Annotated in this window: 21 protein-coding genes; 12 read left to right on the forward strand and 9 right to left on the reverse strand. The window is 64.3% G+C overall.

What is annotated here, in order from left to right:
* Positions 1–161: 161 nt before the first annotated feature.
* Positions 162–2072, reverse strand: a complete 1911-nt coding sequence (locus tag A6Q81_RS06675; RefSeq protein WP_286689923.1) for a hypothetical protein — start codon at positions 2070–2072, stop codon at positions 162–164.
* Between the two features lie 80 nt (positions 2073–2152).
* The gene (locus A6Q81_RS06680; protein WP_286689924.1) at positions 2153–3175 is read right to left on the reverse strand and encodes a site-specific integrase; all 1023 of its coding nucleotides are present in this window, start codon (positions 3173–3175) and stop codon (positions 2153–2155) included.
* A gap of 1584 nt (positions 3176–4759) precedes the next feature.
* Between A6Q81_RS06680 and A6Q81_RS06685 the strand changes: the two genes are divergently transcribed.
* Positions 4760–5041 carry a hypothetical protein gene (locus A6Q81_RS06685; protein WP_286689925.1) on the forward strand — a complete coding sequence of 94 codons (282 nt, stop codon included), beginning with the start codon at positions 4760–4762 and terminating at the stop codon, positions 5039–5041.
* Between the two features lie 200 nt (positions 5042–5241).
* On the opposite strand, the gene A6Q81_RS06690 is transcribed toward A6Q81_RS06685, so the two are convergent.
* Positions 5242–6072 carry an aminotransferase class IV gene (locus A6Q81_RS06690; RefSeq protein ID WP_286689926.1) on the reverse strand — a complete coding sequence of 277 codons (831 nt, stop codon included), beginning with the start codon at positions 6070–6072 and terminating at the stop codon, positions 5242–5244.
* 105 nt (positions 6073–6177) lie between these two features.
* Positions 6178–7581 (reverse strand): MFS transporter, encoded by a 1404-nt coding sequence (locus A6Q81_RS06695; RefSeq protein WP_286689927.1) that lies wholly within the window; start codon positions 7579–7581, stop codon positions 6178–6180.
* A 134-nt stretch (positions 7582–7715) separates the two neighbouring features.
* On the opposite strand from A6Q81_RS06695, the gene A6Q81_RS06700 reads away from it, so the two are divergent.
* The 6 genes from A6Q81_RS06700 to A6Q81_RS06725 all read left to right on the forward strand — a co-directional run bounded on the left by A6Q81_RS06700 (position 7716) and on the right by A6Q81_RS06725 (position 13174).
* Positions 7716–8294, forward strand: a complete 579-nt coding sequence (locus tag A6Q81_RS06700) for a TetR/AcrR family transcriptional regulator (protein ID WP_286689928.1) — start codon at positions 7716–7718, stop codon at positions 8292–8294.
* A gap of 108 nt (positions 8295–8402) precedes the next feature.
* Complete coding sequence (locus tag A6Q81_RS06705; RefSeq protein WP_286689929.1) at positions 8403–10526, forward strand: heavy metal translocating P-type ATPase; 2124 nt, start codon at positions 8403–8405, stop codon at positions 10524–10526.
* A gap of 21 nt (positions 10527–10547) precedes the next feature.
* Positions 10548–10850: a metal-sensitive transcriptional regulator gene (locus A6Q81_RS06710; RefSeq protein ID WP_286689930.1), complete on the forward strand. Its 303-nt coding sequence runs from the start codon at positions 10548–10550 to the stop codon at positions 10848–10850.
* A 48-nt stretch (positions 10851–10898) separates the two neighbouring features.
* Entirely contained in the window at positions 10899–11171 is a 273-nt protein-coding gene (locus A6Q81_RS06715) for a heavy-metal-associated domain-containing protein (protein WP_286689931.1), read from the forward strand.
* A 714-nt stretch (positions 11172–11885) separates the two neighbouring features.
* Entirely contained in the window at positions 11886–12509 is a 624-nt protein-coding gene (locus A6Q81_RS06720; RefSeq protein ID WP_286689932.1) for a DUF305 domain-containing protein, read from the forward strand.
* Positions 12510–12622: 113 nt separating this feature from the next.
* Positions 12623–13174, forward strand: a complete 552-nt coding sequence (locus tag A6Q81_RS06725) for a hypothetical protein (RefSeq protein WP_286689933.1) — start codon at positions 12623–12625, stop codon at positions 13172–13174.
* 302 nt (positions 13175–13476) lie between these two features.
* On the opposite strand, the gene A6Q81_RS06730 is transcribed toward A6Q81_RS06725, so the two are convergent.
* Both A6Q81_RS06730 and A6Q81_RS17200 read right to left on the reverse strand, forming a co-directional pair.
* On the reverse strand, positions 13477–13692 hold the full coding sequence (locus A6Q81_RS06730) for a hypothetical protein (RefSeq protein ID WP_286689934.1): 216 nt from the start codon (positions 13690–13692) through the stop codon (positions 13477–13479).
* 163 nt (positions 13693–13855) lie between these two features.
* Entirely contained in the window at positions 13856–14536 is a 681-nt protein-coding gene (locus tag A6Q81_RS17200; RefSeq protein ID WP_353681411.1) for a helix-turn-helix domain-containing protein, read from the reverse strand.
* 185 nt (positions 14537–14721) lie between these two features.
* Between A6Q81_RS17200 and A6Q81_RS06735 the strand changes: the two genes are divergently transcribed.
* Together A6Q81_RS06735 and A6Q81_RS06740 are read left to right on the forward strand one after the other, a co-directional pair.
* Positions 14722–15720: a DNA-methyltransferase gene (locus A6Q81_RS06735; RefSeq protein WP_286689935.1), complete on the forward strand. Its 999-nt coding sequence runs from the start codon at positions 14722–14724 to the stop codon at positions 15718–15720.
* A 43-nt stretch (positions 15721–15763) separates the two neighbouring features.
* Positions 15764–16828, forward strand: a complete 1065-nt coding sequence (locus tag A6Q81_RS06740; protein ID WP_286689936.1) for an IS630 family transposase — start codon at positions 15764–15766, stop codon at positions 16826–16828.
* On the opposite strand, the gene A6Q81_RS06745 is transcribed toward A6Q81_RS06740, so the two are convergent.
* Both A6Q81_RS06745 and cmtR read right to left on the reverse strand, forming a co-directional pair.
* Positions 16825–17421, reverse strand: coding sequence for a cadmium resistance transporter (locus A6Q81_RS06745; RefSeq protein WP_286689937.1), 597 nt, complete (start codon positions 17419–17421; stop codon positions 16825–16827). The two genes, A6Q81_RS06740 and A6Q81_RS06745, sit on opposite strands and share 4 nt — an antisense overlap.
* Entirely contained in the window at positions 17418–17777 is a 360-nt protein-coding gene (cmtR, locus tag A6Q81_RS06750; RefSeq protein ID WP_286689938.1) for a Cd(II)/Pb(II)-sensing metalloregulatory transcriptional regulator CmtR, read from the reverse strand. The genes A6Q81_RS06745 and cmtR overlap by 4 nt, the downstream gene beginning before the upstream one ends.
* Positions 17778–18048: 271 nt before the next feature.
* Here cmtR and A6Q81_RS06755 point away from each other — a divergent pair, with 271 nt between their 5' ends.
* The gene (locus tag A6Q81_RS06755) at positions 18049–18894 is read left to right on the forward strand and encodes a DUF6414 family protein (protein ID WP_286689939.1); all 846 of its coding nucleotides are present in this window, start codon (positions 18049–18051) and stop codon (positions 18892–18894) included.
* Between the two features lie 50 nt (positions 18895–18944).
* On the opposite strand, the gene A6Q81_RS06760 is transcribed toward A6Q81_RS06755, so the two are convergent.
* Positions 18945–20753 carry an RNA/DNA-binding domain-containing protein gene (locus A6Q81_RS06760; protein WP_286689940.1) on the reverse strand — a complete coding sequence of 603 codons (1809 nt, stop codon included), beginning with the start codon at positions 20751–20753 and terminating at the stop codon, positions 18945–18947.
* Positions 20754–21214: 461 nt separating this feature from the next.
* Here A6Q81_RS06760 and A6Q81_RS06765 point away from each other — a divergent pair, with 461 nt between their 5' ends.
* Both A6Q81_RS06765 and A6Q81_RS06770 read left to right on the forward strand, forming a co-directional pair.
* Entirely contained in the window at positions 21215–21580 is a 366-nt protein-coding gene (locus tag A6Q81_RS06765) for a hypothetical protein (RefSeq protein ID WP_286689941.1), read from the forward strand.
* Positions 21580–23508: an AcrVA2 family anti-CRISPR protein gene (locus A6Q81_RS06770; protein ID WP_286689942.1), complete on the forward strand. Its 1929-nt coding sequence runs from the start codon at positions 21580–21582 to the stop codon at positions 23506–23508. Before A6Q81_RS06765 ends, A6Q81_RS06770 begins: the two co-directional genes overlap by 1 nt.
* Positions 23509–23543 lie beyond the last annotated feature (35 nt).

Here is a 23543-nt window from a genome sequence, read left to right on the forward strand (position 1 = left end):
GGACTCGGGCTAACTCGGGCCCGTTCGGGCCCTGAGAACTTCGAGGCCGTGAGAGGTCCAGAACTCGGATTTGCTCCCGGAACGCTAACGGGTTTTCGGTGTCGAGACGCCGAACGCCCACCGATCGATGGATCGGCGGGCGTTCGCGGTGTCGCTTCGGGTCAGTGGGACCGCGAGCGTCGCTTGTTTGCCAGGTACTCGGCGACGGCAGTCTTGCGTCGACGTTGGTTTCGGTCGTGGGTTTCCAGCGGAGCCTTGCCGCCGTTGCTGGCAAGCACGTCGTTCCACTGTTCGATGATGTGAAGGTTGGTGGCTCCGACGGCGAGTGCGTAGGCGATGGTGACGAACGCGTTCTTCCAGGGCTTGACGTCTCCTCGCGCGAGGTGCCCAGCGGTCCCGTGGAGTAGTGCCGCGTGGAACCCTTCGTTGCGAGATCTGGCCGACGTGTAGAAGTCCTCGTGTCGGTAGTCGCCGGCCATGATGGGCTGGTAGTGCCGGAACTGGGAGTAGTCGAGTCGAAGCCGCGTGTAGGAACTCTGACAGGTCGCCGGACGGTCTGCCTCGAGCGGCGGGTTCTCGACAGGAGGCACGACGGTTGGATCAGCCTCCATCGATTGCGGCACGAGAGGGCAGCGCACCTGACCCGCGACGGCGGGGCACACGACCTTCATCCTCGTGATGTCCGGTCGGGGTGATGCGCCCGCAGGGGGTCGTCCCGGACCGTGGTCAGGCACGTGGACGGGACGTCCGTGCCGCGGCATGACGAACGGGAGGATCTGCGCGAGGAGCTCCGCATGTGCGTGGAGGCGCTTCCCCCACGTGTGGCGGTCGCCGCCCACGTCCGCGACGAGAGGCACGTCGAGGTTGGCGCGCCGCAGGGCGAGGCCGGGGAACCCCGGGCACACAGGGACGCCGTTGAACAGGTGCGCAGCAACTGTGCCGTTCTTGTCGGAGCAGGCGCGAAGGCCGTGGACGCGAGCCGTGGTCTTGCCATAGCGCACGACTTGGGAGCGGTTTCGGTCGGCGATGTCGCGTGCCCACGTCTTCCGGTGTGGGTACGCCTGATCTACAACGACGTACTGGTGGGCATTCGATGCGAGGGCGGGACTGAGGTCTGCGTCGTCGATCGCATCGATGACGGCCATGGCGCCGGTCGCGCTTCCGGCGGACGGTTGGTCGATGGACCCGGCCAGCGCGATGGTGGGAACGCGCCGAGACTCCGGGCGGGCCACCGCGATCGCGAAGGTCAGGCCGATCGCGTTGGGCCACTGCAGCCGCGACCCCGGCTTTCGGAAGAACTCCGCCATCTCCGCGATCGGGTGGTAGGCGTCGTCGCTCGTGAGGTCGTTGCCCCTGCCGAGAGTGGCGATGGAGTAGTCGACGTCGGTCTCGTCGATGGCGAGGTCTCCGCGCCAACCGCTCATGATGCCTTTCGCGATGTCCTTTGGATCCAGTGCCGCGTGCTCGTCGGATCGGCGCGAGTTGAACCACTCGTTGCCGGCATAGACGCTGCCCTGGATGAGCAGGTTGAAGGCCTGGATGCGAGCGGCTCGTTGAGCGCTTACGTCGGTGCTCGCGCGTGCAGCCTTCAGCTCGCGGTTGGTGATGCGGCGGTTGGCGGGGGCGACGTTGTCGTTGATCGGGACCGTCGCCTGCTCCCACGCGTCGATGATCCGACGACGCGCACGCGCTTCGGCCCTCCGACCGTTGGCGATGTCGGCCGCGGTGGCGCCGGGTCTCGCGGCGCGTTGGATCTGTTCGAGCGTTCTAGCATCGCGGATGCCTTCGAGACCCAGTCTGCGCAGGATCTTGTCGGAGTAGCGACACCAGATGGTCAGAGTGATCTCGGCCCACGTGAGGGGACGTCCGTCGAGTGCGATCTCGGCCATCACGATCAGCAGGGCCCTGATCGAGTACTGGACGAGTTGGACGGGCCTGCCGGCACCAGCTCTGAGTCCACGTTCGGCGGGAGCCAGGTGGTCGAGGATGCCCGAGAGGTCGATCCAACGCTCGGCTCGGCCGACTCTTTCGTCGGTCGTCTTGAAGGCGCGGTGTGGAGCGCGAGGGGCCATGGGGCCAGTCCTTTCGTTCAGTGTTCCGGGTCGTGTTGCGCCGTATGGACGGCACATCGGATCGGGCGCTGAGGGGTCGCTCAGCGGCCGAGGGGGGAGGTTCGGGCGGAACGCTGCATGCACGCCCAGATCTCGTCGTCGTCCGGAGCCACGAAGTACTTCATGAGGTCGCTCGGCAGCGTCGAGCCAGGGGTCAGGCCGGCCACGGCATAGACCGCAGTGAGGGGGATCCGTGAGCGCAGAAGGTGCCCGAGCCACGTGTGCCGTGCTCGGTCGATCGAGAAGTTCTCGAACTCCGGCATGGTCTTGGCGACTCGTTTGCGGACTACGGAGGGAACTTGGGAGCGCTTCTTGAGGTTCGGACGGACCAGATAAGCCGCACCCGAGTTCTTCTGAGCCAACAACCACTCCGCAGCGAACCCGAACCCTGGCACCATCCGGAGAACACCATCGCGGTCGGGGACCGTCATCCAAACCCGGTTTTCCTGAACGCAGATCCGGTCCGCCGTCGCTCCGGCGACCTCCCCCGGCCGCAGCCCCAACATGCCGGCCAAGACGATCATCGCCGTCGCGTCTGCAGAGATGCCTGAGCGCGCGAACCGGTCGTAAACTCTCCATTCCGAAGCCTCGTACGGCTCGCTCGGTGCGATGCGGGGCGTGTGGATCTCCGGTCGTCGGCCCAGGCGCAGGATGTTGAGCTTGGACTTGTAGTTCGCGGTCGTGCGCTTGTCGTCACTCACGGAGTTGAGCCACTTCGCGATGTGAGGGCTTGTGAGGTGACGATCCGGAACGAACTCTCCGTGAACCGTGATGCAGTACAGGCCGTACCGACAACCGACGCTCATCAACTTGCGGTCGGTCTCGAGCGACGAGAAGGGCACTCTCAAGGTCAGGTCGCAGACCTGACGAACGACGCTGTACTGATCTGGATGATCAGTGCGGGGCTTGTACAGCATCAGCAGGCGTGTCCGATCCGGCTGAGTGCGTCGAAGTTCCGCCGCACCCGCCGTACGGCTTGGCGGACTGGCGGTGTTGCCGAAGTCCTCGTGTAGCCGGATCGCTTCTGCTTCGGAAGAGCGTGTCTTGATGGCCTTGCGGGTCATCGCGCCCGCTCCCACTCGGCGGAGGCGTTGGTGGACTTGGTTGGAAGGTTCGCTGCCCAGAACGCCTGGGCCAGCCACGTCACTGCCGCGACGAGGACCGGGGCGTCCTCGGGCGGGAGGGACCGTTCGAACTGCCGCGGTGCAGGCAGGGTGAGGTCCCTGGACGGGTCGAAGGATCCTTGCGAGCGTGCGCAGAACCTTCCGAACGAGCGCCCAGCCCACGTGAGCGTCTGCACCGGCAGGAGACAGTCCACGTAGGTGGTGGCGAAAGCCACGAGATCGGCCACTACGACTTCCACGGGAGTGCAGCATTCCTGCGGGCGAGGTGAGTGGTCTTCCTCAGGAGTACGAGAGCGGTCCGCGGTGTCTTGGAGGTCCGGAGCGACCGGTTGACTGGACGGTCGGTGCTCTCGTTGTGCAGAAGCGGGCGTTTTCACGGGTAGGGCGGTGCAGGGTGGAGGCGCCGCCGTCCGGGGGGCGGCTCCTTGAGCGACGTCCGCGACCGTCCGCCGCAGCTTGACCCTGTCAGGGCAGGGTGTAACGATTTTGTGCATCAGGACTTCTCCGATTGGCTAGATCTGGGTTTCTTGAGCGGCGTTGTGAGACGCCTATGGAGGGAGGGCGACCTGGCCGGGTCGCTCTCCTTCTTGTTTCCTAACGGCGTGTTGGCGGCCTCCTTCTCTCCCCTCGTGCTAAGCGAATACGCTTAGCGTGGACGCGGGGCGCGGCGCCGTCAAGACCGGCGTGACGCAGCGGCATCGAGCCAAACCGACGCAATGTTCCGCTGACCTTGAGCAGAGATGGGCCTTCGGTCCGTCGGTTCGCGAGGTCGTAGCGCTCCGTCACGGCTCGTGGAGACGGCCGGCTGCCGCCGAGGAGCTCATGCCACTGCGGCTTGAGGAGTTGGGCAAGCGTGCCGATACCTCTATTCGGACGCAGATCGTCGGAGTGGCAGGCCTGGCCGGGCTTGCCCTCGACCTGGCTGGCTAGAGCCAGGGATGGTCTGGGAGCCTGATCAACTCCATCGGGGGTGGGCCGCAAGGACTCGGCTCGCCCCCGGTCGTCTCGTTCGGCTCGGCCGCACTTGGGTGTGTGAGGCGATGGACCGCGGCCCACCCAATCCTTGCGCCGTGCGCATCGTTGTAGATCGACACGGCTGGCCGGCCTGTGCCTGCGTGGCGGTGCGTAGGGCCGGGACTGACTGCTCATGTTGGTGATCTCGGTCGACCCAGGCGCTCCGAAACGCTTTGTCTATCGCTATCGATACGTATAGCGTTTGTGAAGCAAGGTTTGAGCTGTGAGATCAGCTCAGACGAATCCTGAACTCAGCGACGGGCCCGGCCAATGACGCCCCGAAAACCGAAGGACCCTGCCGCCCCCATATGGCAAGTCGAGCCTCCTCCCACCCGGCGGACGGCGCCGGACGGGGCTCGCTGGTGCGCCACCTGCGACACGCGACTCGGCCGACACCTCCACCACCGGCAAGACTTCTGTCCTCAGTGCAGTGCACGAAGAGTCCAACTCTCCAACTCCCGCAAGAGACTTCGGGCCACCGATGCTGGTCGCCGTTTCGATCGCCAAGAGATGGAAGCCCTGGACGCCATGGTCGCCCATGCCATCGAACAACTGATCGCGCTCTGGAAGGACAATCGGCCCCCCAACGAACTCCCAACGACACCCGTGCAAGCACTTCGAATCGAGATGCAAGAAGGCCTGGCGAACGCCCTCGAACCTCTCATCGAAGCAAGGCGCCTCGTGTGGTTGGACGCGATCGAGCAACACCATCGCTCAGACTTGAGAACCCTTCAAGACGCGGTGGAGGCCGCCCACAAGCGCGAGCGCGACCGCGATAGTTCTCGGCTCTGACGAGATCAGAACCCACCGTCAGGCCACAGGCGCTGCTCGACGTCATCTCCCCGCCTGTCGACGCCTCCTGATGTAGTCGGAGGCTCTCTCGCGCCTCTGCTCCGTACTCAACGCGGTTGAAGTTCTGAAGTGGACGGGGATCGGGCGGATGCCATTCGTGAGGGGCGGGGCGATCCAGCGGCCGGCCCTATCCGCCGAGGTCAGATCTCGTCCCAAGGGATCTGGTCGTAGATCGAGCGGAGCTTGGCGATGGTGTGGGTGGGATCGCCCATAGGCACGGTTCCGATCTCGCCGATGGGTGCCACCCCCATCGAGTTGGTGAGAAAGGCGGCGGCGAAACTGCCGAGGTCCCGAACGTCGACCGGCTCCCTCACCGAAGGTGTCCCGTTGGTACTCAGAGCCGTCTCGAGAAGATGCCAGGTCACGCCGGGGAGCGAGGGCTGCGTGGGCCACACCACCTGGGTGCCGTCGTAGAAGCCGATGTTCGCGCCTGTGGTCTCGGAGACGAAGCCATCGACGCTGATGTGGAGTGCGTCGTCGTAGCCTGCGCGTTCGGCCTGGACGGAGTGGAAGATCTTGCAGAAAGTCCCGACGTGCTTGATGTGCGCGACAGGGCGCTGGTACTCGACCGGTAGCAGAGAGACCGGTTCAGTGTTGGCGGCAACCGGCGGTCGTTGAGCTGTCATGACGGAGAGTCGACCGGGGTGCTGCTCGAAGAACATCGCGCGTAGGTAGGAGTCAGGCATTTCTTCTACGGCGAAGCGCATCAGGTCGCGAGCGTGGTCCAGGTCGATCCCGTGGCCGAACAACTCCCGGTGCGACCTCTGGATGCGCTCGAGATGCAGGTGGAGGCCGCGAACTCTGCCTGAGCGAACCTGCATCGAGGTGAAGTGCCCGTAGTTGATCAGGGCCGGGTGCTGGAGGTCGTCGCCCGTAGGCGTGTGACCGTTCAGCAGGATGCGGAGTGGACCTTCACTGCTGAGCTGGCTGCTTGCTTGCGACTTCATGATGGCTCCGGTTCGCACGGTCACGGGCATGTCGAGGGTTGGCGGTGAGGGCTCGATAGCGGTCCGCCCCGCACTTGGTACGAGGTGCGTGGCCGCCTGCGAATACGGCGACCACGCACCCCCGTCTGGCTACTTTCGACTTGGCAGTGCCAGTCCGGCCACAAATGCGGAGATCACGGCCCCGGCCGCAGCGACGCCGAATGCGGACGCGAAGCCGGATCCGGTCTCGCCGGTGAGGCTGGCTGCCGCGACGCTCGACACCACGGCAGCGCCGAGTGATGCGCCGAACTCGTGGAAGGTCGAGATGATGCCAGAGGCGATCCCGGCCTCGTGCGGCTCGATCATCCCCAGAGCAGTCGCGGATGCCACCACGAACAACGTGCCGATGCCCGCTGCGCCCAGACTGATACCGAGAACGACCCCGACGGTCGTTTCGAAGACCGCGGGGATGGCGAGCCCGACGGCCGCGACGAGGAGTCCAGCGACGCCGAGCGCTCGCCCGCCTGTGCGGCCGATGACTCGTCCGCCGACCTGCGCACCGGCCATCGTGGCCAGAGCTACGGGGAGGAAGAGCAGGCCTGTCGCCAGCGGTCCGAGATCGGCGCGGTCCTGCAGGTAGAACGAGCCCAGGAAGAACACGGCCACCATGAGCGCCGTGGCGATGGCGATCACGAAGGTGCCAGAGCCCACCGGACGTCGCGTGAGTAGACCAAGATCCATCAGCGGCGAACGGGCGACGCGCTGCCAGGCGCCGAATGCCGCGTAGAGGACGATGGACACGGCGAAGAGTGAGAGAGTCCGCGGCTGCAGCCATCCGGCCTCGCCCGCGTCGATCGTCGCGTAGATCAGCGTTCCGGTAGCACCCGTGACGAGCAACGCACCCAGGACGTCGGGACGAGCACTCGCACCGGGTGTCCTGACCGGCGGCATGTCCGGCAGGGCCCGCAGCAGGATCGCAAAAACGAGCACGCCGGCAGGGACGTTCACGAAGAACACCCAGGGCCATCCCGGCCCCGCGGAGAGCACTCCGCCGACGAGGACGCCGACGGCTGCACCGGCGCCGCCCAGCGCGGACCAGATACCTAGGGCGCGGTTGCGCTCCTCGCCTTCGAACAGTCGCACGACGACGGAGAGTGCGGCAGGCGACAGGAGCGCTGCGCCGATTCCCTGGCCGACTCGACTGCTGAGCATCATGGCGCCGTCCTGCGCCACGCCAGCGGACAGCGAGGCCAGCGTAAAGATGGTCAGTCCGGTGTAGACGAGAGTGCGCGGGCCGATGATGTCAGCGAGACGTCCGCCAAGAAGCATGAGTCCGCCGAAGGTCAGCGTATAGATGCTGACGACCCAGGTGACCGCCTCGCGGCTCATGTCGAGATCTGCGCCCATCAAGGGCAACGCGATCGCGACGACAGTCACGTCAAGGATGAGCATGAACTGGGCGAGCCCCAGCATGCCGAGGGCCAGCCATCGTCGTGGATGTGGCTGGTTCCCTGCGACATCGCCCGCAGGGGTGGTGTTGGACGCGGTCGTCATGACCGCACCTCCTTAAGTTGGACTTCGGTGTACGAGATCGCTCAACCGATACACTAACTCAGACATTCCCGTCCACGTTAAGAGTTCTCAAGATGCCTCCAGTGCAACCACAGCGGCAGACAGTTCAGGGCGTAGTGCGTAACAAGGGCGCGCGCCGCGGACCGCGATCAGACGCCATCCGCAACCGGTCGACCATCGTGGATGCCGCCGTCCAGACGTTCCGCCTGCGGCCGGAGGCGTCCATGAACGATGTCGCTACTGCGGCCGGAGTTGGCCGGGCCACGGTCTACGGGCACTTCACGTCACGCGCTGAACTCGTCGATGCGGCACTCTCGGACGTGCTCCGTCGCGGCAACGACGTGCTGGCCGCACTCGATCTCGACGGCGACGTGGTGACGGCCTTCGCCAGTCTGGTCTCCGCGAGCTGGGAACTGCTCGACGAGTCTCGCGCCCTCCTCGAAGTCGCTCAGAAGGAACTTGCACCCGATCGCATCCGAGCGCTGCACGCACCGCTGGAGGACCGTGTAGTCAATCTGATTGAGCGGGGGAGAAGCGAGGGAGTCTTTCGCGTGGACCTCCCCGCCAATTGGCAAGTCGCCGCCATGCACGCCTTGCTCCAAGCGGCAGCCGCGGAGATCGCGGCGCAGCGGCTGTCTTCCGCGGAAGCGCCAAGAGTCTTGAACGCCACCCTTCTGGCCTCGCTCACACGCTAAGCGACTGCTGCAGCACAGGTGAAGTCATCATGCTTCTGATACCCCTGGGGGGTACCTGTACAGTGGCCTATACCCCCCAGGGGTACCACGCGAGCGGAGGAACTGGATATGCAGCACCACGAACATCACCATCACGAAACACAGGACCCGAGTGCCGGGCAGCATGCCCACGGAGATGACCACGGCTACCACGGCCACCATGGACACGGCGGGCACGAGGGGCACGTTGCGATGTTCCGGCGACTGTTCTCGTGGTCGCTGCTGCTTGCAGTTCCGACCGTCCTGCTCTCTTCGATGTTTGCGGACCTGGTCGGCTACTCGCTTCCGGATATCCCGGGTCTCGAGTGGATCTCGCCGATCCTCGGAACGGCGCTCTACGCATGGGCAGGCCGACCGTTCCTGATTGGCGGATGGCAAGAAGCGAAGAGCCGCCAACCCGGCATGATGTTGCTGGTTGCCCTCGCGCTCACGGTTGCCTTCGTGGCTTCCTGGGGATCGACCCTGGGCCTCCTTCCGCACCACCTGGACTTCTGGTGGGAGCTCGCGCTCCTGGTCTCGATCATGCTTCTTGGCCACTGGATCGAGATGCGTTCACTCGCCCAGACGAGCTCAGCGCTCGACTCGCTGGCGGCACTTCTGCCGGATGAGGCGGAACGTGTCGAGAAGGACGGATCGGTCTCGGTTGTCGCGCCCAGTTCTCTCGCAGTAGGCGACGTCGTGATCGTCCGACCGGGCGGCCGCGTGTCGGCTGACGGCAGGATCGTCGATGGCTCTGCCTCGATGGACGAATCAATGATCACGGGCGAGTCTCGACCCGTTCGCCGGGAGGTCGGCGAGCAGGTCGTTGCCGGCACTGTGGCAACCGACTCGGGACTGCGTATCGAAGTGACGGCGACGGGCGACGAAACCACGCTCGCGGGAATTCAGAAGTTGGTGGCTGACGCTCAGGCATCTGCGTCGCGCACGCAGCGACTCGCTGACCGCGCCGCTGGCTGGCTGTTCTGGTACGCCCTCGGTGCAGCCATCATCACGGCAGTGGTCTGGTCGATCTTCGGCCTGCCCGAAGACGCGGTCATCCGCACCATCACGGTCTTGGTCATCGCGTGTCCGCACGCACTCGGATTGGCGATCCCGCTGGTCATCTCCATCTCGACTGAGCGAGCCGCCCGCGCGGGAGTCCTTGTGAAGGACCGCGTGGCCATGGAGCAGATGCGACGGGTCGACACTGTGCTCTTCGACAAGACGGGCACACTCACGAAGGGCAAGCCGACGGTGACTGCTATCGAGCCTGCGCCCTCCGGCGGCATCTCGGCCGACGACGTGCTTGCGCTCGCGGCAGCAGCCGAAACCGACTCCGAGCATCCGTTGGCTCGCGCCATCGTGCGTTCCGCCAAGGAGCGCGGCGTGCCGGTGCCTGCGGCCACGGACTTCTCTTCTCATCCTGCGGTTGGTGTGAGTGCGCTCATCGACGGGCGCCGCGTACAGGTGGGTGGGCCAGCGCTTCTCCAGCAAGCCGGTGGCAGTGAGCTCGAGGTCGCGGACGAATGGCGGCGGGATGGATCGATCATCTTGCACGTGCTCCGCGACGGTGAGGTCATTGGTGCCGTTAGCCTGGCTGACGAGATCCGCGCCGAATCGCGGATTGCCATCGATCAGCTCCACGAGCGTGGTGTTCAGGTCGTCATGATCACCGGAGACGCCGAAGCTGTAGCGCACTCCGTAGGAACCGCTCTGGGCATTGACCGTGTCTTTGCCGGTGTACGGCCGGAGGACAAGGCCAGCAAGGTCGCGGAACTGCAGGAGGAGGGTCGGCTCGTCGCCATGGTTGGCGACGGTGTCAACGACGCTCCCGCGTTGGCTCAGGCGAATGTCGGGGTTGCCATCGGCGCGGGCACCGACGTCGCGATTGCCTCTGCCGGGATCATCCTGGCTTCGGACGACCCTCGCTCGGTGCTCTCGATCATCGACCTGTCCCGTGCGACCTACCGAAAGAGCATGCAGAACCTGGCGTGGGGCGCGGGCTACAACTTGGCAGCCGTTCCCCTGGCCGCTGGTGTCCTTGCCCCGATTGGTTTCATCCTCCCGATGTCGGTGGGAGCGATCCTGATGTCGGCTTCGACCATCGTGGTGGCGCTCAACGCGCAGCTGCTGCGCCGGCTCGATCTGCGCCCAAGGGAGATCAGTCAGGAAGACCTGGCGCACACCGATGATCGAGAAAGGAAGTCGGTATGACCGTGAACGATCACGCTCAGGATGGAGCGCCCGACTCTGCTCCGGGGTATCTCCATCGAAAAAGACAGCCATCTGCGCCGACTCCGCAGGATCGAAGGCCAGGTGAAGGGCATCAGCCGGATGATGGACGAAGACACCTACTGCGTCGACGTACTCACTCAAGTGTCTGCCGCGACCAAAGCGTGGCAAGCCGTTGCGCTGGAGCTACTCGACGAGCACATGGCGCACTGCGTCGCTGATGCAGCACGTGGTGGCGGCTCCGACATGAAGGCGAAGCTCAAGGAAGTCAACGACGCCATGGCCCGCCTCCTGCGGTCCGCTTGAGCGACAGCCCCGACAACCAGACTCGAATCAATCAACGAAGGTGGACTGATGTGCACATCATGCAACTGCGGTGACTCAAGGAGTGACGTCGTTCTCGGCGTCGAGTCTTTGACGACCCGCGCGCCGGAGGTCTTCGAGGTCGAAGGCATGACCTGCGGCCACTGCGTGGGCTCGGTGAGTGACAGCGTCGGACAGGTGGACGGGGTCCGAGAGGTCTCGGTTGATCTTGCAACCGGTCGCCTCGAGGTGCAGATGGATAAGGGCACCTCGCGACAAAGCATCGAAACAGCGGTCCGGGCTGCGGGCTACACGTTGCGATGATTATCTGACCGCCTGGAATCGCCTGACCATCGACCCTGTGGGCCAATGACAGAATGCATATTCATCGGAACTGGGAATTATGAGATAATAGAAGTAGTGGATTTCCGTTTCAAAAGATCATCGACACTGTCTCCTGGGAACTCGCGTGGCGTGCCCATCGTTGTCATGGAGGCACACCAGTCTGGCCGCGAGATCGGAGGAGCGTCGTCATGAGACCTGTCTCGACGTCGGTGGTCTCTCGTGCTGCTCTCGCTGCACGGCGTGGGCTGGTCGTCCTGGTGGTCGCTTTCGGCCTCGTCGTCATGCACGGAGGAGTCGGGCAGACGCAAGCGTGTGTTGGCGCGATGTCGGGGATGCCGACCCCGACGTCACCCACGCTGATGTCGGAGCACAGTCATGACGACACTGCGGTCGATGTCGAGGATCCGAGCGGCAAGCCGACAAAATCCCCTGCAAGCGCGCACTCCAGTGACCTGTGCTCGAGCACGCCAGCCGCCTCTGGTGGCGCGGGTCCCGACACTGCGCCTGCGCTGACCGCGTCATCATTCGTCTTGGTGCCCTGCATCGACCTGGAGCCTGGTGCAGTCAGCGATGTGACAGGTCGTCATCCGCCACCCCCAGATCTCGTCACGGAACTCTGTGTGAATCGCCGGTGAGAAGTTGAGGTTTGCTCAACTTCTATTACCAGATTAATCACAAGGAGTTTCAAGAATTATGAAGACCATCAGTACCAAGGGCGCCATTGTCGCGTTCGCGATCGTTGTCGTCGTCGCAGTTGGCGCCTACCTCGCCATCAACAATACGTCCGGTCATGACGGGCATTCGGCGAACTCGAACTCGTCCGACACGTCAAGCGCGAGCAGCACCTCCGCGAAGTTCAACGACACGGATGTCATGTTCGCGCAGATGATGATCCCGCATCACGAGCAGGCAGTTGAAATGTCCAAGCTCGCGGCAACGCGCGCTGGATCGTCGGAGGTGAAGGCCCTGGCCTCCAAGATCGAAGCAGCCCAGGGACCAGAGATCGCCACCATGCAGGGTTGGCTGAAGGATTGGAATGCCTCGTCCGATGGATCCTCGATGGGCGGGATGGACCACAGCGGTCACGACATGGAGGGGATGATGTCCGACTCCGAGATGGCGGACCTTGAGTCGAAGTCAGGTGACGCGTTCGACCAGGCGTTCCTCTCGATGATGATCGAGCACCACTCAGGTGCGCTGGGCATGGCGAAGACTGAGATTGCCGACGGAGAGAACCCGGACGCCATCGCTCTGGCCAAGACCATCGAGTCGACGCAGCAGGCCGAGATCAAGCAGATGGAAGCGCTCCTCAAGTAGTTGCGGGAGTCGGCGCCCCCGCTTCTCGATGGGCGGGGGCGCCAACGCACCGCGCTGATGCAGCGCGGTGCTTGTCCATCTGCTTGTCCTTCATCACGTGGAAGAAGTCGCTCATGAACCTTCGCTCCTCAACGATCGTCACGCTCGCTGCAATTGCGGGCCTAACTGGTTGCGCCACCGACCAGGGACAGGCACCGTCGGACGCACGCAATGTCGTCGTCTTGCCAACACCAGACGCCACGTCGAAGCCGCCTTGGCAAACCCCGGCTGATGTCCTGGCTCACGCGAAAGCTGCTGGCCTTGATCTAGGACCCATGGGCACGGCCGAGCACTATCACCCGAGCCTGCGCATCATCATCGACGGCGAAGAAGTCTCGGTCTCGCCGAACATCGGCGTCGACCCCGCAACCGGTGCAATGTCTGCTCTTCACACGCATGACGGCGACGGCACCATCCACATCGAAGCCGATTCGGTTGGCGAACAGTTCACTCTCGGACAACTCTTCACCCAATGGGGAGTGGCGCTGTCGCCTGAGCAGATCGGTGGCGTCGAAGCAGAGCCGGGCAGCAAGGTCGACGTCACCAGTAACGGGGCGAAGTTTGATGGCGACCCTGCCGACCTCAGTTTGGAGCCGGATCAGGAGATCGTGCTTTCCTTGAACTAACAACGAGGGCGCGATCGTGAAGGGCAGGCGGCTGCAAATTCCCCGGTCAGGTCAAGCGCCGTCCCTCTCGCCCCGCGTCACGCAGTATCCGCAGCACAGTGCTCTTGCCAACGCCAAGTGTCCAGCAGCTTCGAGTGGGCTGGAGGTACCCAGTCAGGGTGCTCCACCATCTGAGACCGCTGGAGGGATTAAAGCGCGGACAGCCGACCGGAGAAGGCTTCGCGGGACATCGGTTGAAGGTGTCTTAGGGGCCGTGCGGAGCCGTGTGAGCGCTCGATCCAAGATTCAGAGGCGCCCACCGTCTACCGAGTCTTGTCCGCCTCTTCAGGCGGGGCCGCCGGGTGGCGCAGTAGTCGACCGTCCGGCGTGGCCTCCGAGTACACCTCGCCGCGAGCAGCAAACAGTTCTTCGTAGTTGAGCGAAGCGCGGGTTCTGGCGATCTCAGTGTTCCATTGCGCACGCGTCACGGCCTGTTGCTCCGGGGTCTGGTCGTCGTAAGGGACGCTGCTCGTCTCCACCGTCCGCTCCTGACTCGTAGGGCGCGATCGCAACAAAGAACTTGATCCGACAGTACCCGGCCAGAGGCGCCGCGTCCGGTGCACCTCACGAACTCAAGCGGGGTTTGCTCAGACTCAGGTCGCCACCTGCCTCGCATGCGCTGGCGGAAGGGGGCCCTCCTCGCTATGTCTTGAAGGACTCGATCGCATGGGTGAGAAGTCGCTCCCCAGCCCTCACTGAACGAGCATCACCCTCGTCGCACAAGTCCGCAGCCGCGATCAGCGGCGGGACAGGTGCTCCCGCTTGGAGGTGCACGCCAGCAGGCAGACATCGCACAGCGAGATTCGGACTTGAGGATCGAAGTGGGCCGTAGGTCAGGACGAGGTCGTCAAGCACGTCGCTGGCGCACCACAGAAGCGAAGTCCCGCCGACGACGTTGAGGTGTGAAGGGATCCTCCCACCGAGCGCAGTCTCGTGGACACGGCTGTCTTCCAGCAGACCTGCCAGATTCGTGGGATGGATCTTGAATCGCTGTATGGAGGCCGCACGGTGACCGAGGCGCGCCCGCCACACGTCGGTGGGCGACTCGCCGCGGAGTCGACTCCGAACGCGCGACCGTTCAGAACTCGAGACCCACGGGCTGATCGCGCCCGCCGCCTCTTGCGCGGTCGCCCAAGCGATCCGTCCTGAGAACGGCCGGTGGGTGGCCGGTCGCGGCCGAGCGGCCAACTCCGCAAGGCTTCGCTCCTCAATGAGCCAGTCCCGCCCGAGGCGCACTGCTTCGAGGTGCCCCGAGTGGATGAGTGCCCGGACGCGAGCGGGACTGACCGTCAGGCGGCGGGCTGCGTCGACGGTCGTATGCATACACTCATGTTACGTATGAAGCCCATGAGTGTGTAAGCGCGGTTGAGGGCAGGCCGCGTCGGCGGAGACGTCGGGTCGGGTTCAATCCGTTAGACAAGGTGAGCCTGGCGGTCGGGTACCCCCACCCGAACCGCGTCGTCTAGATGGCGATCTGGTCGAGCGTTGATGCGCCGATAAGGCGCTGCATGGAACCCAAGAAGAACAGGCTCACCCCGCGGCACCAAGTCTTGACGGGGTCGTGCATCGAGATCATGAAGACCTTCGGTACCGAAACGATCGACGCGGTTGTCACGGATCCCCCGTACGCCATCGACCGAGGAAGTGCAGATCAGTCGATGCTCGGCATGCAGTCGCAGAACTGGAACGAGAAGGCGACCCACTCGCGCGGTTACGCAGACAACGACCCCGTCGCCTTCCAGGCATGGTGCGCAGTGTGGCTGGCTGAGGCTTTCCGTGCCCTCCGCCCGGGAGGGCACTTGATTGCGTTCGGAGGCACGAGGACCTGGCATCGGCTGACCGTTGCAGCGGAGGACGTGGGCTTCGAAGTGCGCGATACGATCGCTTGGATCCACGGATCTGGACGGCCCAAGACGGGCGACCTCGGCCGAGTCGCGAAGGATCTGGGCCCGTCAGTCGTGGACCAGGTCCGAGGAAAGAGCACCACGCTAACGCCCGTGTACGAACCCGCCATCCTCGTGCGGAAACCGATCATCGGCACAGTGCTGGCTAACGTCCTTGAGCACGGCACAGGCGCGCTCGACATCGACGGAACGCGCGTGCCGGACGGGACCAGGGCGGGGCGGTGGCCGTCGAACGCCATCGTCGAGGATCTGCTCTTGCATGAGCTTGACGCGCGATCGTCGCGGTCCCTCTATCCCGCCTTGCGCGTGGCCAAGCCGAACCAGAGCGAACGAGTGAAGGTCGACGGAGTGGCCCACCCAACCGTGAAGCCGCTCGACCTGATGCGCTTCCTCATCCGCCTCGTAACTCCAGAGAATGGCATCGTGCTGGACCCGTTCGCGGGATCGGGTACTACCGCTGAGGCGGCGCTCCTCGAAAAGCGGCGAAGCATCAGCATCGAGCGTGAAACGTCGTACCTTCCTCTGATCGAAGCGCGCCTCGCGCGGAGAGATCGCCCTCTTGAGGTATCCGAAACTCAGGACGTGCTGCCCTTCGGCGTCTAGTGTCGCGCGTCATTAATTCGTTGACAGTATGGGATGATGGCGTATGCCGTCATCTGTACTGGAGATCAGCGCTGAGGATCGTGCGACCCTGACCTCGTGGACACGGTCGCGCACGTTGCCGGCGGGACGTGCGCAGCGGGCGCGGATCGTGCTGGCCGTCGCGGCGGGGGCGGGCACCTCTACGGTGGCTCGGCAGGTCGGGGTTTCGCGTCCGACGGTGATCAAGTGGCGTGACCGGTTCGCCGTCGACGGGCTCGCTGGCCTGGAGGACGAGGAGCGTTCGGGCCGACCGAAGCGCGTCGATGATGTCGGGATCATCGCCACCACGCTTGAGCCGCCACCGGCCAGGCTCGGGGTGACGCATTGGTCCTCGCGGCTACTGGGCCAGCACCTGGGGATCGGGGATGCCACTGTGGCCCGCGCCTGGCGCAAGTACGGGGTCAAGCCGTGGCGGCGGGAGACGTTCAAGTTCTCCGCCGACCCGGAGCTGGAGGCCAAGGTCCGCGACGTGGTCGGGCTGTACCTGAACCCGCCGGAGAAGGCGGTCGTGCTGTGCGTGGATGAGAAGTCCCAGATCCAGGCCTTGAACCGGACCGCCCCGCTCTTGCCGCTGCGACCGGGCTTGCCGGAGAAGGGGACCCACGACTACAAGCGCAATGGCACCACCACGCTGTTCGCCGCTCTTGAGGTGGCCACCGGTGCGGTAACCGATCAGTGCTATGACCGGCACGGCAAGGCCGAGTTCCTCGACTTCCTCAAGAAGGTCGCCAGGGCCTACCCGCGCCGGGAACTGCACGTGGTCCTGGACAATTACCACACGCACAAGCACGAGGACATCAAGCAGTGGCTGGCCAAGCACCCGCGGATCACGCTGCACTTCACCCCGACCAGCGGGTCCTGGCTCAACCTCGTCGAGGTCTTCTTCGGGATCATCACCCGACAGGCCATCCGCCGCGGCTCCTTCGACAGCGTCAAGCAACTCGTCGCAGCGATCAGCACCTTCATCGACGGTTGGAACGAGCGCTGCCACCCATTCATCTGGACCAAGACCGCCGAGGAGATCCTGCCCCACGCCACACGGCGAACCAGTTCAGGCGCGCGACACTAGAGGCCGAACGCGCCGCCACCGACGAGGATCGCGACGCCCAATCCGATCAGGACGATGGGGAAGAGGATGTGCTCCCACCGTTCGAGGACCTCGGCGATGGGTCGACGCGTGGCGATGAACTGGGCCATGGCCACCAGCACCGCCACGAGCACGAGGAACACGATGCAGAAGGTGATGACAGCGGGAGTGCTGATGTTGAGGAACACCGGGACGTAGACGCCGATGTTGTCCCCACCGTTGGCGAAGGTGACGCCGGCGACGGTCGCCACTGCAACGCTCTTGCCGGACACGGCGGCATCATCGTCGTCGTCCTCGCCGCGGTAGGCCTGCCACGCGGCCCAGAGGCCCAGCGCGAGGGGGACGAGCCCGAAGTAGGGGATGGCCTCCTCTGGCAGCGCCCACCCCGCCCCCACGGTCACCAGCAGTGCGGCGGCGAGGATCCCGACGAAACCGAGGTACTGCCCGGCCAGGATCTTCGCCGTCGTCCCCGGACGTCCAGCTCCGCGGGCGAAGAAGAGCGAGAGCACGATGATGTCGTCGGTGTTGGTCGCGACGAAGAGCCCGATCGCTTGGAGCAGTGCCGTGACCGTCATGCCCTAGAGCTCTCTTCATGGCAGCCGGGCACCTCGCAGGTGACGTCGAGGCAGGGAGCGTCCTCGTCGACGGCCAACTTGACCTCGACCAGCTCGGTGAGAGCACGCGAAAGGTGGGGGTCAGCGATCTCGTAGAGGGCCTGACGGCCTTCGTGGGTGGCGACCACGATCCCGCAGTCCCGCAGGCACCCCAGGTGGTTGGACACGTTCGAGCGCGTCAGGTCCAGAGCGTTGGCGAGTTCTGCCGGGTGCGCTGGGCACGCCAGCAGCGACAGGAGTATCCGAGAGCGAGTGGGGTCGGCCATCGCCCGGCCCAGGCGCTGCATGGCATCCAAGCGGGAGGCAAGAGTCAGCATGCACTGAACAATACAGTGCATGCTGAACTAAACTTCATCCTGCCCACGTTGCCCGCTGCACGCAAGCTCCCGGTCAGAAGGCTGGATGGCTGTCACCCAAGCGGCCGGGAGCAAGACCGCCGACCCCCGCTCGACCCGTCAAACAACTTCAGACGCGCGACACTAGAACGCAGCCAACCCGCCATCTGGGACTCGACCCTGAGCGACCTGCGTACCCAAGCGCGCAAGAGTAGGACGCTTTGATGTCGTAACGAGAAGAGATGATGGGGCCATGGCGCTTCGAAACCCGACGTACCTCGACACAGATGCCCTTCTTGCGTACGCGGAGTACCACGATCTCGCAGTGCCGCGACAGTCCGACATCGTAGAAACGGCTTCGACGCGCCGCACCGCGGGCGGTTCCGTCGGCCTTTCGGGCTTAGGCCTCTCCGGAGATCGGGGAACGACGGTGGAGTACCAGTCGAGTTATCGGTTGGAGCCGACCGCTCGTTCGACGGCCAGTCGCATCATCGACGCGTTGACACACGAGGGCATCCTGATGGTCGAGCCCAAGGAAGAGCAGCCACTAAGCATCAACGATCTCGTGGAACTCGAGGGATTGACGACCCTGACGACGGCCAGCATGGCGGGGAAGGTCTTCTACCTTCTTCGGAGAGTCATGGAGGCATCCGACCTGGATCTGACCGACCTCGGGGACGTCGATATTGACTCCGATCCTGAGTTCGCCTCGCAGCTCAAGCAGGTGTACCTGAGCAACGAGTTGCTTCCCATCCCATTGCTCCTGGAGATGAAGGACTCCAGCCTTGCCCAACGCGTGTACCTCCACTTCGACCCCGATAACTTTGTCGGTGGTGCCTCAGTCGCTCGAATCGAAGGACGAGTGCGTGTCCTCGGTACAGTGCGTCAGTTGATCGACGGAGGCGGCGAGGGGTTCCTCAGCAGCGAGGAATGGCTGTTGCACGATTGGGAGCACCTGATGAAGCGGATGCTGATGACTCGCATCTCGCAGGAGATTCAGAACTTGGTCAATGCCTTCGAACTCGAACTACCCGCCGACGACGTGAAGGCGTGGCTGGAGGGGCCGGCGATCCTCGTGGACGTCGTCGCCGTGTACTGATTCGGCCCAACCGTGTCAGACGGCGCTTCGCGCCAAGAGAACGAGGCCCCTCAGACGTCCCCGTCGAACAGCGCCGGCTGGTCGACGCTGGGCTTCGGAGCGGGCCTTTCTGGCAAGGACCGTTCGCTTTCCCTGACGAGTACGTACTCCACGAACGCTCCACGTCGCGGAGCGTCGGGTGCGAAGTCGATGACGCCGCGCCGGCGCAGACGAGTCAGTCTGTTCCGGGCTGTCTCAACGTCGCAGTCGAGATAGTTTCGAACATCCTCGTTGGTGATACGTCCATGCCGCTTGAGATGGCGCAATAGTTTTTGATCATCGTGATCGACGGTCGAAGTGCGGTAAGTGATGGCCGACCGCATCGCTGCGACCGTCGTTGGTGTCAATGTGTAGTTGGGGTGGGCTCGTCGTGCGGTCCCTCTCGTGGGATGGACGAGAGAAGCGCTTTGCATCCGTTCGAGAACTCGTTGCGCATCGCCGACGTTGCGTTGCAGGCGAGGCGAGAGGGTTGTCGCGTTCACCGATCGTGAGTTCCTCAAGGCAGTGAGAGCCATGAGCACGTCGACGTCCTCTGCCAAAGTGTCACTGATCGCCTCGCTTCGGAGAAACCGTGCGAAGGCTTCATCGCCGGCACCTCCAGGCAGTACGACGCGGAATCGGGGACCGTCTTCGAGTACAGGCGGCTCCTTGCCGAGCTTGCCGATCTCGCGGAAGATTCGGTCAAATCCGAGTCCGCTCATCTCGGCCAGCCGCAGTCGCGCCATGTGCGCGGCGAGCACGCGGTTTCGCGGACTGGCGGTGTCGTGAAGGAGTCGATCCAGGCGAAGGTTGGGAAGCAATCCGCCGGGGCTCGAAACGGCTAGTTCGGCCGGGCTGTGGATGATCTCGACAAGCCCAGATGCTTCCCAGTCTCGGTGCGCGAAGGCATTGGCGAAGATCTCGCGCAGCACATCGTCCGGATAGTCCACCAGTTCGATCTGCTCGGCGCCCACTCGGATGATCTGGGTTTGTGCGATCGCGCCGACGATCGTGATGAGTTGATCGATCAATAGAACCAGAGGGAGTGAGGTGTCTCCGCGCCTCAGCAGCACGCGTCCATCGCCGCCCGGGGAATTCCGCGTCTGGACGTTGACGCCCCACTCCGGGACCTGTTGGAGCGCGTGAGATGTTCCGTAGAGCAGAATCGCCGCCCGTGTCGGGTCGCCATCCTTGGTGGCAATACCAGAAGCCCGGCCGAAAGCCGCGGGATTCTCGAGCGCCATGGCTGCAAGCTCGTCGCTACCTTGGCGTCGGAGTAATCGGGCCCCGTGTTCGAGTGCTGCTGTCGACAGGGCCTTCCACGAGGCTCCCGACGACTCGGCCGACCAGTCTCGCCCCTGCCGGACAGCTCGAAGGCCGCGAAGTTGTTCCCCTTCTAGTGGCATGCACTTGTCTTCGATCCGGATCTTGTAGACGCCCTCGGTGGTGCTGTAGACGTCCATTCCCGGAGGCACGCCGAGAGCGTAGAACGTCTTGCCCTCGATCGTGAGCGCGTGCGCGCGCACGGTGATGGACGGACTGGTGCGTGTGAAGAGGTTGGCAACCAGTTCAGACAGGGGCCATCGAACCGGGTCGACACCGACTAATGCCTGGGCTCGAGTCGGCGCCTTGTCGGCAACGCCGACGATCAACACCCCACCGTTGCCGTTGGCGAAACACACGACGGACTCGGCGAGGTCCTTGAGGAACTTCTCGGGAGCTCGGCGATCACCGGAGGGAGGGAACCGCTTGAAGTCGAGCGCCTCGTCCTCTACATCGCCCGCGATCCAGCCGTCGCCGATCTGCGCGATCGCGCGCTCTGCCGTTCCTGCGACATCCATACCTTATGGTATCGCGTATGATCTGACGCAACAAGTGTACGTGTATCATACGTTGTCCAAACGATGGCCACGTCACCCGTCCTGTTCGCGGTGCGCGCACCACTAGCCGTAATCCGCCGCCGGTGCGCCGCTGCTCCGTCACCGTAGACGCCGCCCAAACTTCCGACCTGTGTCGAGACCGTATGCGCGGCGGCTCCTGAGGCATAGAGCGACCGTCTTGTGGCTAGGCGATCACCCTGTTTCTGCAACCGGTCGAAGGTTCGAGATTCGAGTCCGCCAGTCTGCGCCTCCCGCCGCGGGCGGCGACTTGCATTCGTGTGAGGACGTAGCTCAGCCCAGGTTCCTGGAGATGCCGACCAGCCATGGCCAGTTCGGTAACCCCACCACGCGACGGTTGATCGAAGAGCAACAGCGATGTCTCCGCCTGCTGGTAATTTCGTGACCTACAGCGAAGAGGCGGCATGGCTGAGAATCTGGACGCGGCGATCGTGGATCTTGAACGACAGATCAAGGAAGTACGCGCGCGTCGGCTGACTATCCAGAGATCTGCGGCGCAGGAGAGCAGTGTGCGACTCGCACTCACACCCGTGCAGCGCGACCGGTCTGTGAGCACGTCCCCCAAGGTTGATGAACTCATCGATCGAGTGCAGACGCTCCACGACGAGCTCGCCAGTCTGTGGGACGACGATGAACGTATCCGCCTGATGCTGGAGAAGGTGCGAAAGTCCGGCTACAGCCCAGATATCGGAGACCTTGCTCGCCTACTAGAACGCTCCGCCGCCGAGCGCGACGCGTTTCTGGATGCCGAAGCAGTTGGTCGCTCCTAATGGCCAGAGGAAAGCACGGCCACGCATCCTCGCGGCGACGCGCATCACTCGCACAGGCGCGACTCGAAGCACTCCGAGGTGAACTCGAGGGCGAGCAAGCCGCGCTTGCGGAGGCCGAGTTCGCGACCCGAGCGGTAGACGGACTACGTGAACAGGCTCGGACCGAGTCAATCGAGCGGGACAGATCTGTCGGCGCGCAGGTTGAACGCCTTGAGAACGAAGCGGACGCTTTGAATCAGGCCGTCAAGCAGGCGCGCGCCACATCACTGCAAGTCCAGCAAGCCTGGGAGAAGGCGTCCGACGCTGTGATCGACGCGCTCGGTGGTGGCCGAGATGGCATCGAGCGGTTCATGAGCATCGTCGGGCAAGGCGGATACATCAGCGACAACCCCGCCGAGCGTCGGCTCGACCACGAGGCCATCATCAGGCTCCAGTATCTACGGGGGGCCCGCAAACGCGGACCGACCGAAGCCGACGGAGAGAAACGCTGGGGACTCGCTGCGCATGCCGGCATGTTTGCTCGGCAACGGCGCCTCAGGCTTGCCTCAAAGGACACGTGCCCAACTCCAGACATGACAGCCGAACAAGTCGCTGCGCTTGAGGAACTCATCTCGGTGACCGGCCCACTCTTGAAGACGCACCCGACCACGCTCCAAGCCGACGCACTCTACGCATGGCATCCGCTTCCCTGGGTGCAAGGTGTCCAAGCCGCCGAACAGGACGTCGTCTTCAAGGACCTGGGTTTCGCCGCAGGCACGGGGGAGATTAGTGCGCCGGTCCTAGGTGATGACTGGCCGGCGCCATCTGCCGCGCTCGCCGCCACCATCCGGGAACGCCTCTCCCACCGCGACGTCGACGAACTTGTTGAGGAGTGGCGAGACCGACTGATCCTCGGTGAGGCGTTGGTCAGCAGCCTGGGCGATGCGCATTCCGACTTCTCGGTTGGCCCACAGCACCCCCGGCCTGGACGCGCGGCGACTTTGCGTCACCTGTACGCCAAGTCCTCCATCGGGACCTGGTCGCGCGCTCTTGAGACCGGAAGTGACGGGGCGTGGGCGGGCAACCTCGCGGTCGCTATGACTACTGCAACGGCCTTCTGGCTTCCGGCCGGCCAGACGTTCTCGTTCGCGGACTCTGAGCCACTAACCGAAGAGGATGCCGACTCTCTGCGATTGCCCTTCCCGCAAGTTTTCCTGGCCTTTGCCGAGCCTCTTTCGATACAAGCAGTACGAGCACCGAGCGAAGACGAGGTCCGCGCGCTTGAGGTCCTCGATCTCGCGGCTCGGCGGATGTTCTTGAAGTCGTCCACAGACCTCGGAGCACTCTTCAGCGAAGCTGTGGATGCGCTGGGAGCACTCGATCTAGAACAGGTCCTGCAGGTCCGCGGTGGCCGCGTCGAGGGCGTATTACTCCTGGCGGACTCGCTTGGGCGGTTGACCGACAACTTCGCTTGGTGCGTGCGCCTCCCCTCCGGGGCTACGAAGACCTTGGGCAGGCACGTAATTCCGGCACGAGTGTCGAAGACACGACATGCGGCCTTGCTTCGGAATCTCATCGCAGTCACGGCATGGGCGGATTGGCACGAACCCGATGTCGCCGCAGCCGTGCCGAGCGGCACGAGCGTGCGCGATGCCATCGAACTGCTCGGCACCGATTCGATGGTGCGCGATATCAATCGCACTGGTGGAGGTTCCGTCCGCGTTCTGAACGTGAGATCCACCGTCGGCTCGTCTGGGCACGCTGAGCCGACTGGTCGAATTATGGCGCCACATGTCCGCAGGGGGCACTGGCGTCGACAGCGTCACGGTCCCGGCCGGCTCGAGATCAAACGGATCAGGATTGCGCCCGTTGCAGTCAACGCGGGCCGCGGAGACGCCCTGCCTCGGGTCTATGTTTTGCCCCGGCCCGGTGGCGGGCAGGTCGGGTAGGCCGGCGCTGATGCGGCCGCCTCGGACCTATGATC

The organism is Aeromicrobium sp. REDSEA-S38_B2, from assembly GCF_001628525.1.
GTDB classification, from domain to species: domain Bacteria; phylum Actinomycetota; class Actinomycetes; order Propionibacteriales; family Nocardioidaceae; genus Aeromicrobium; species Aeromicrobium erythreum.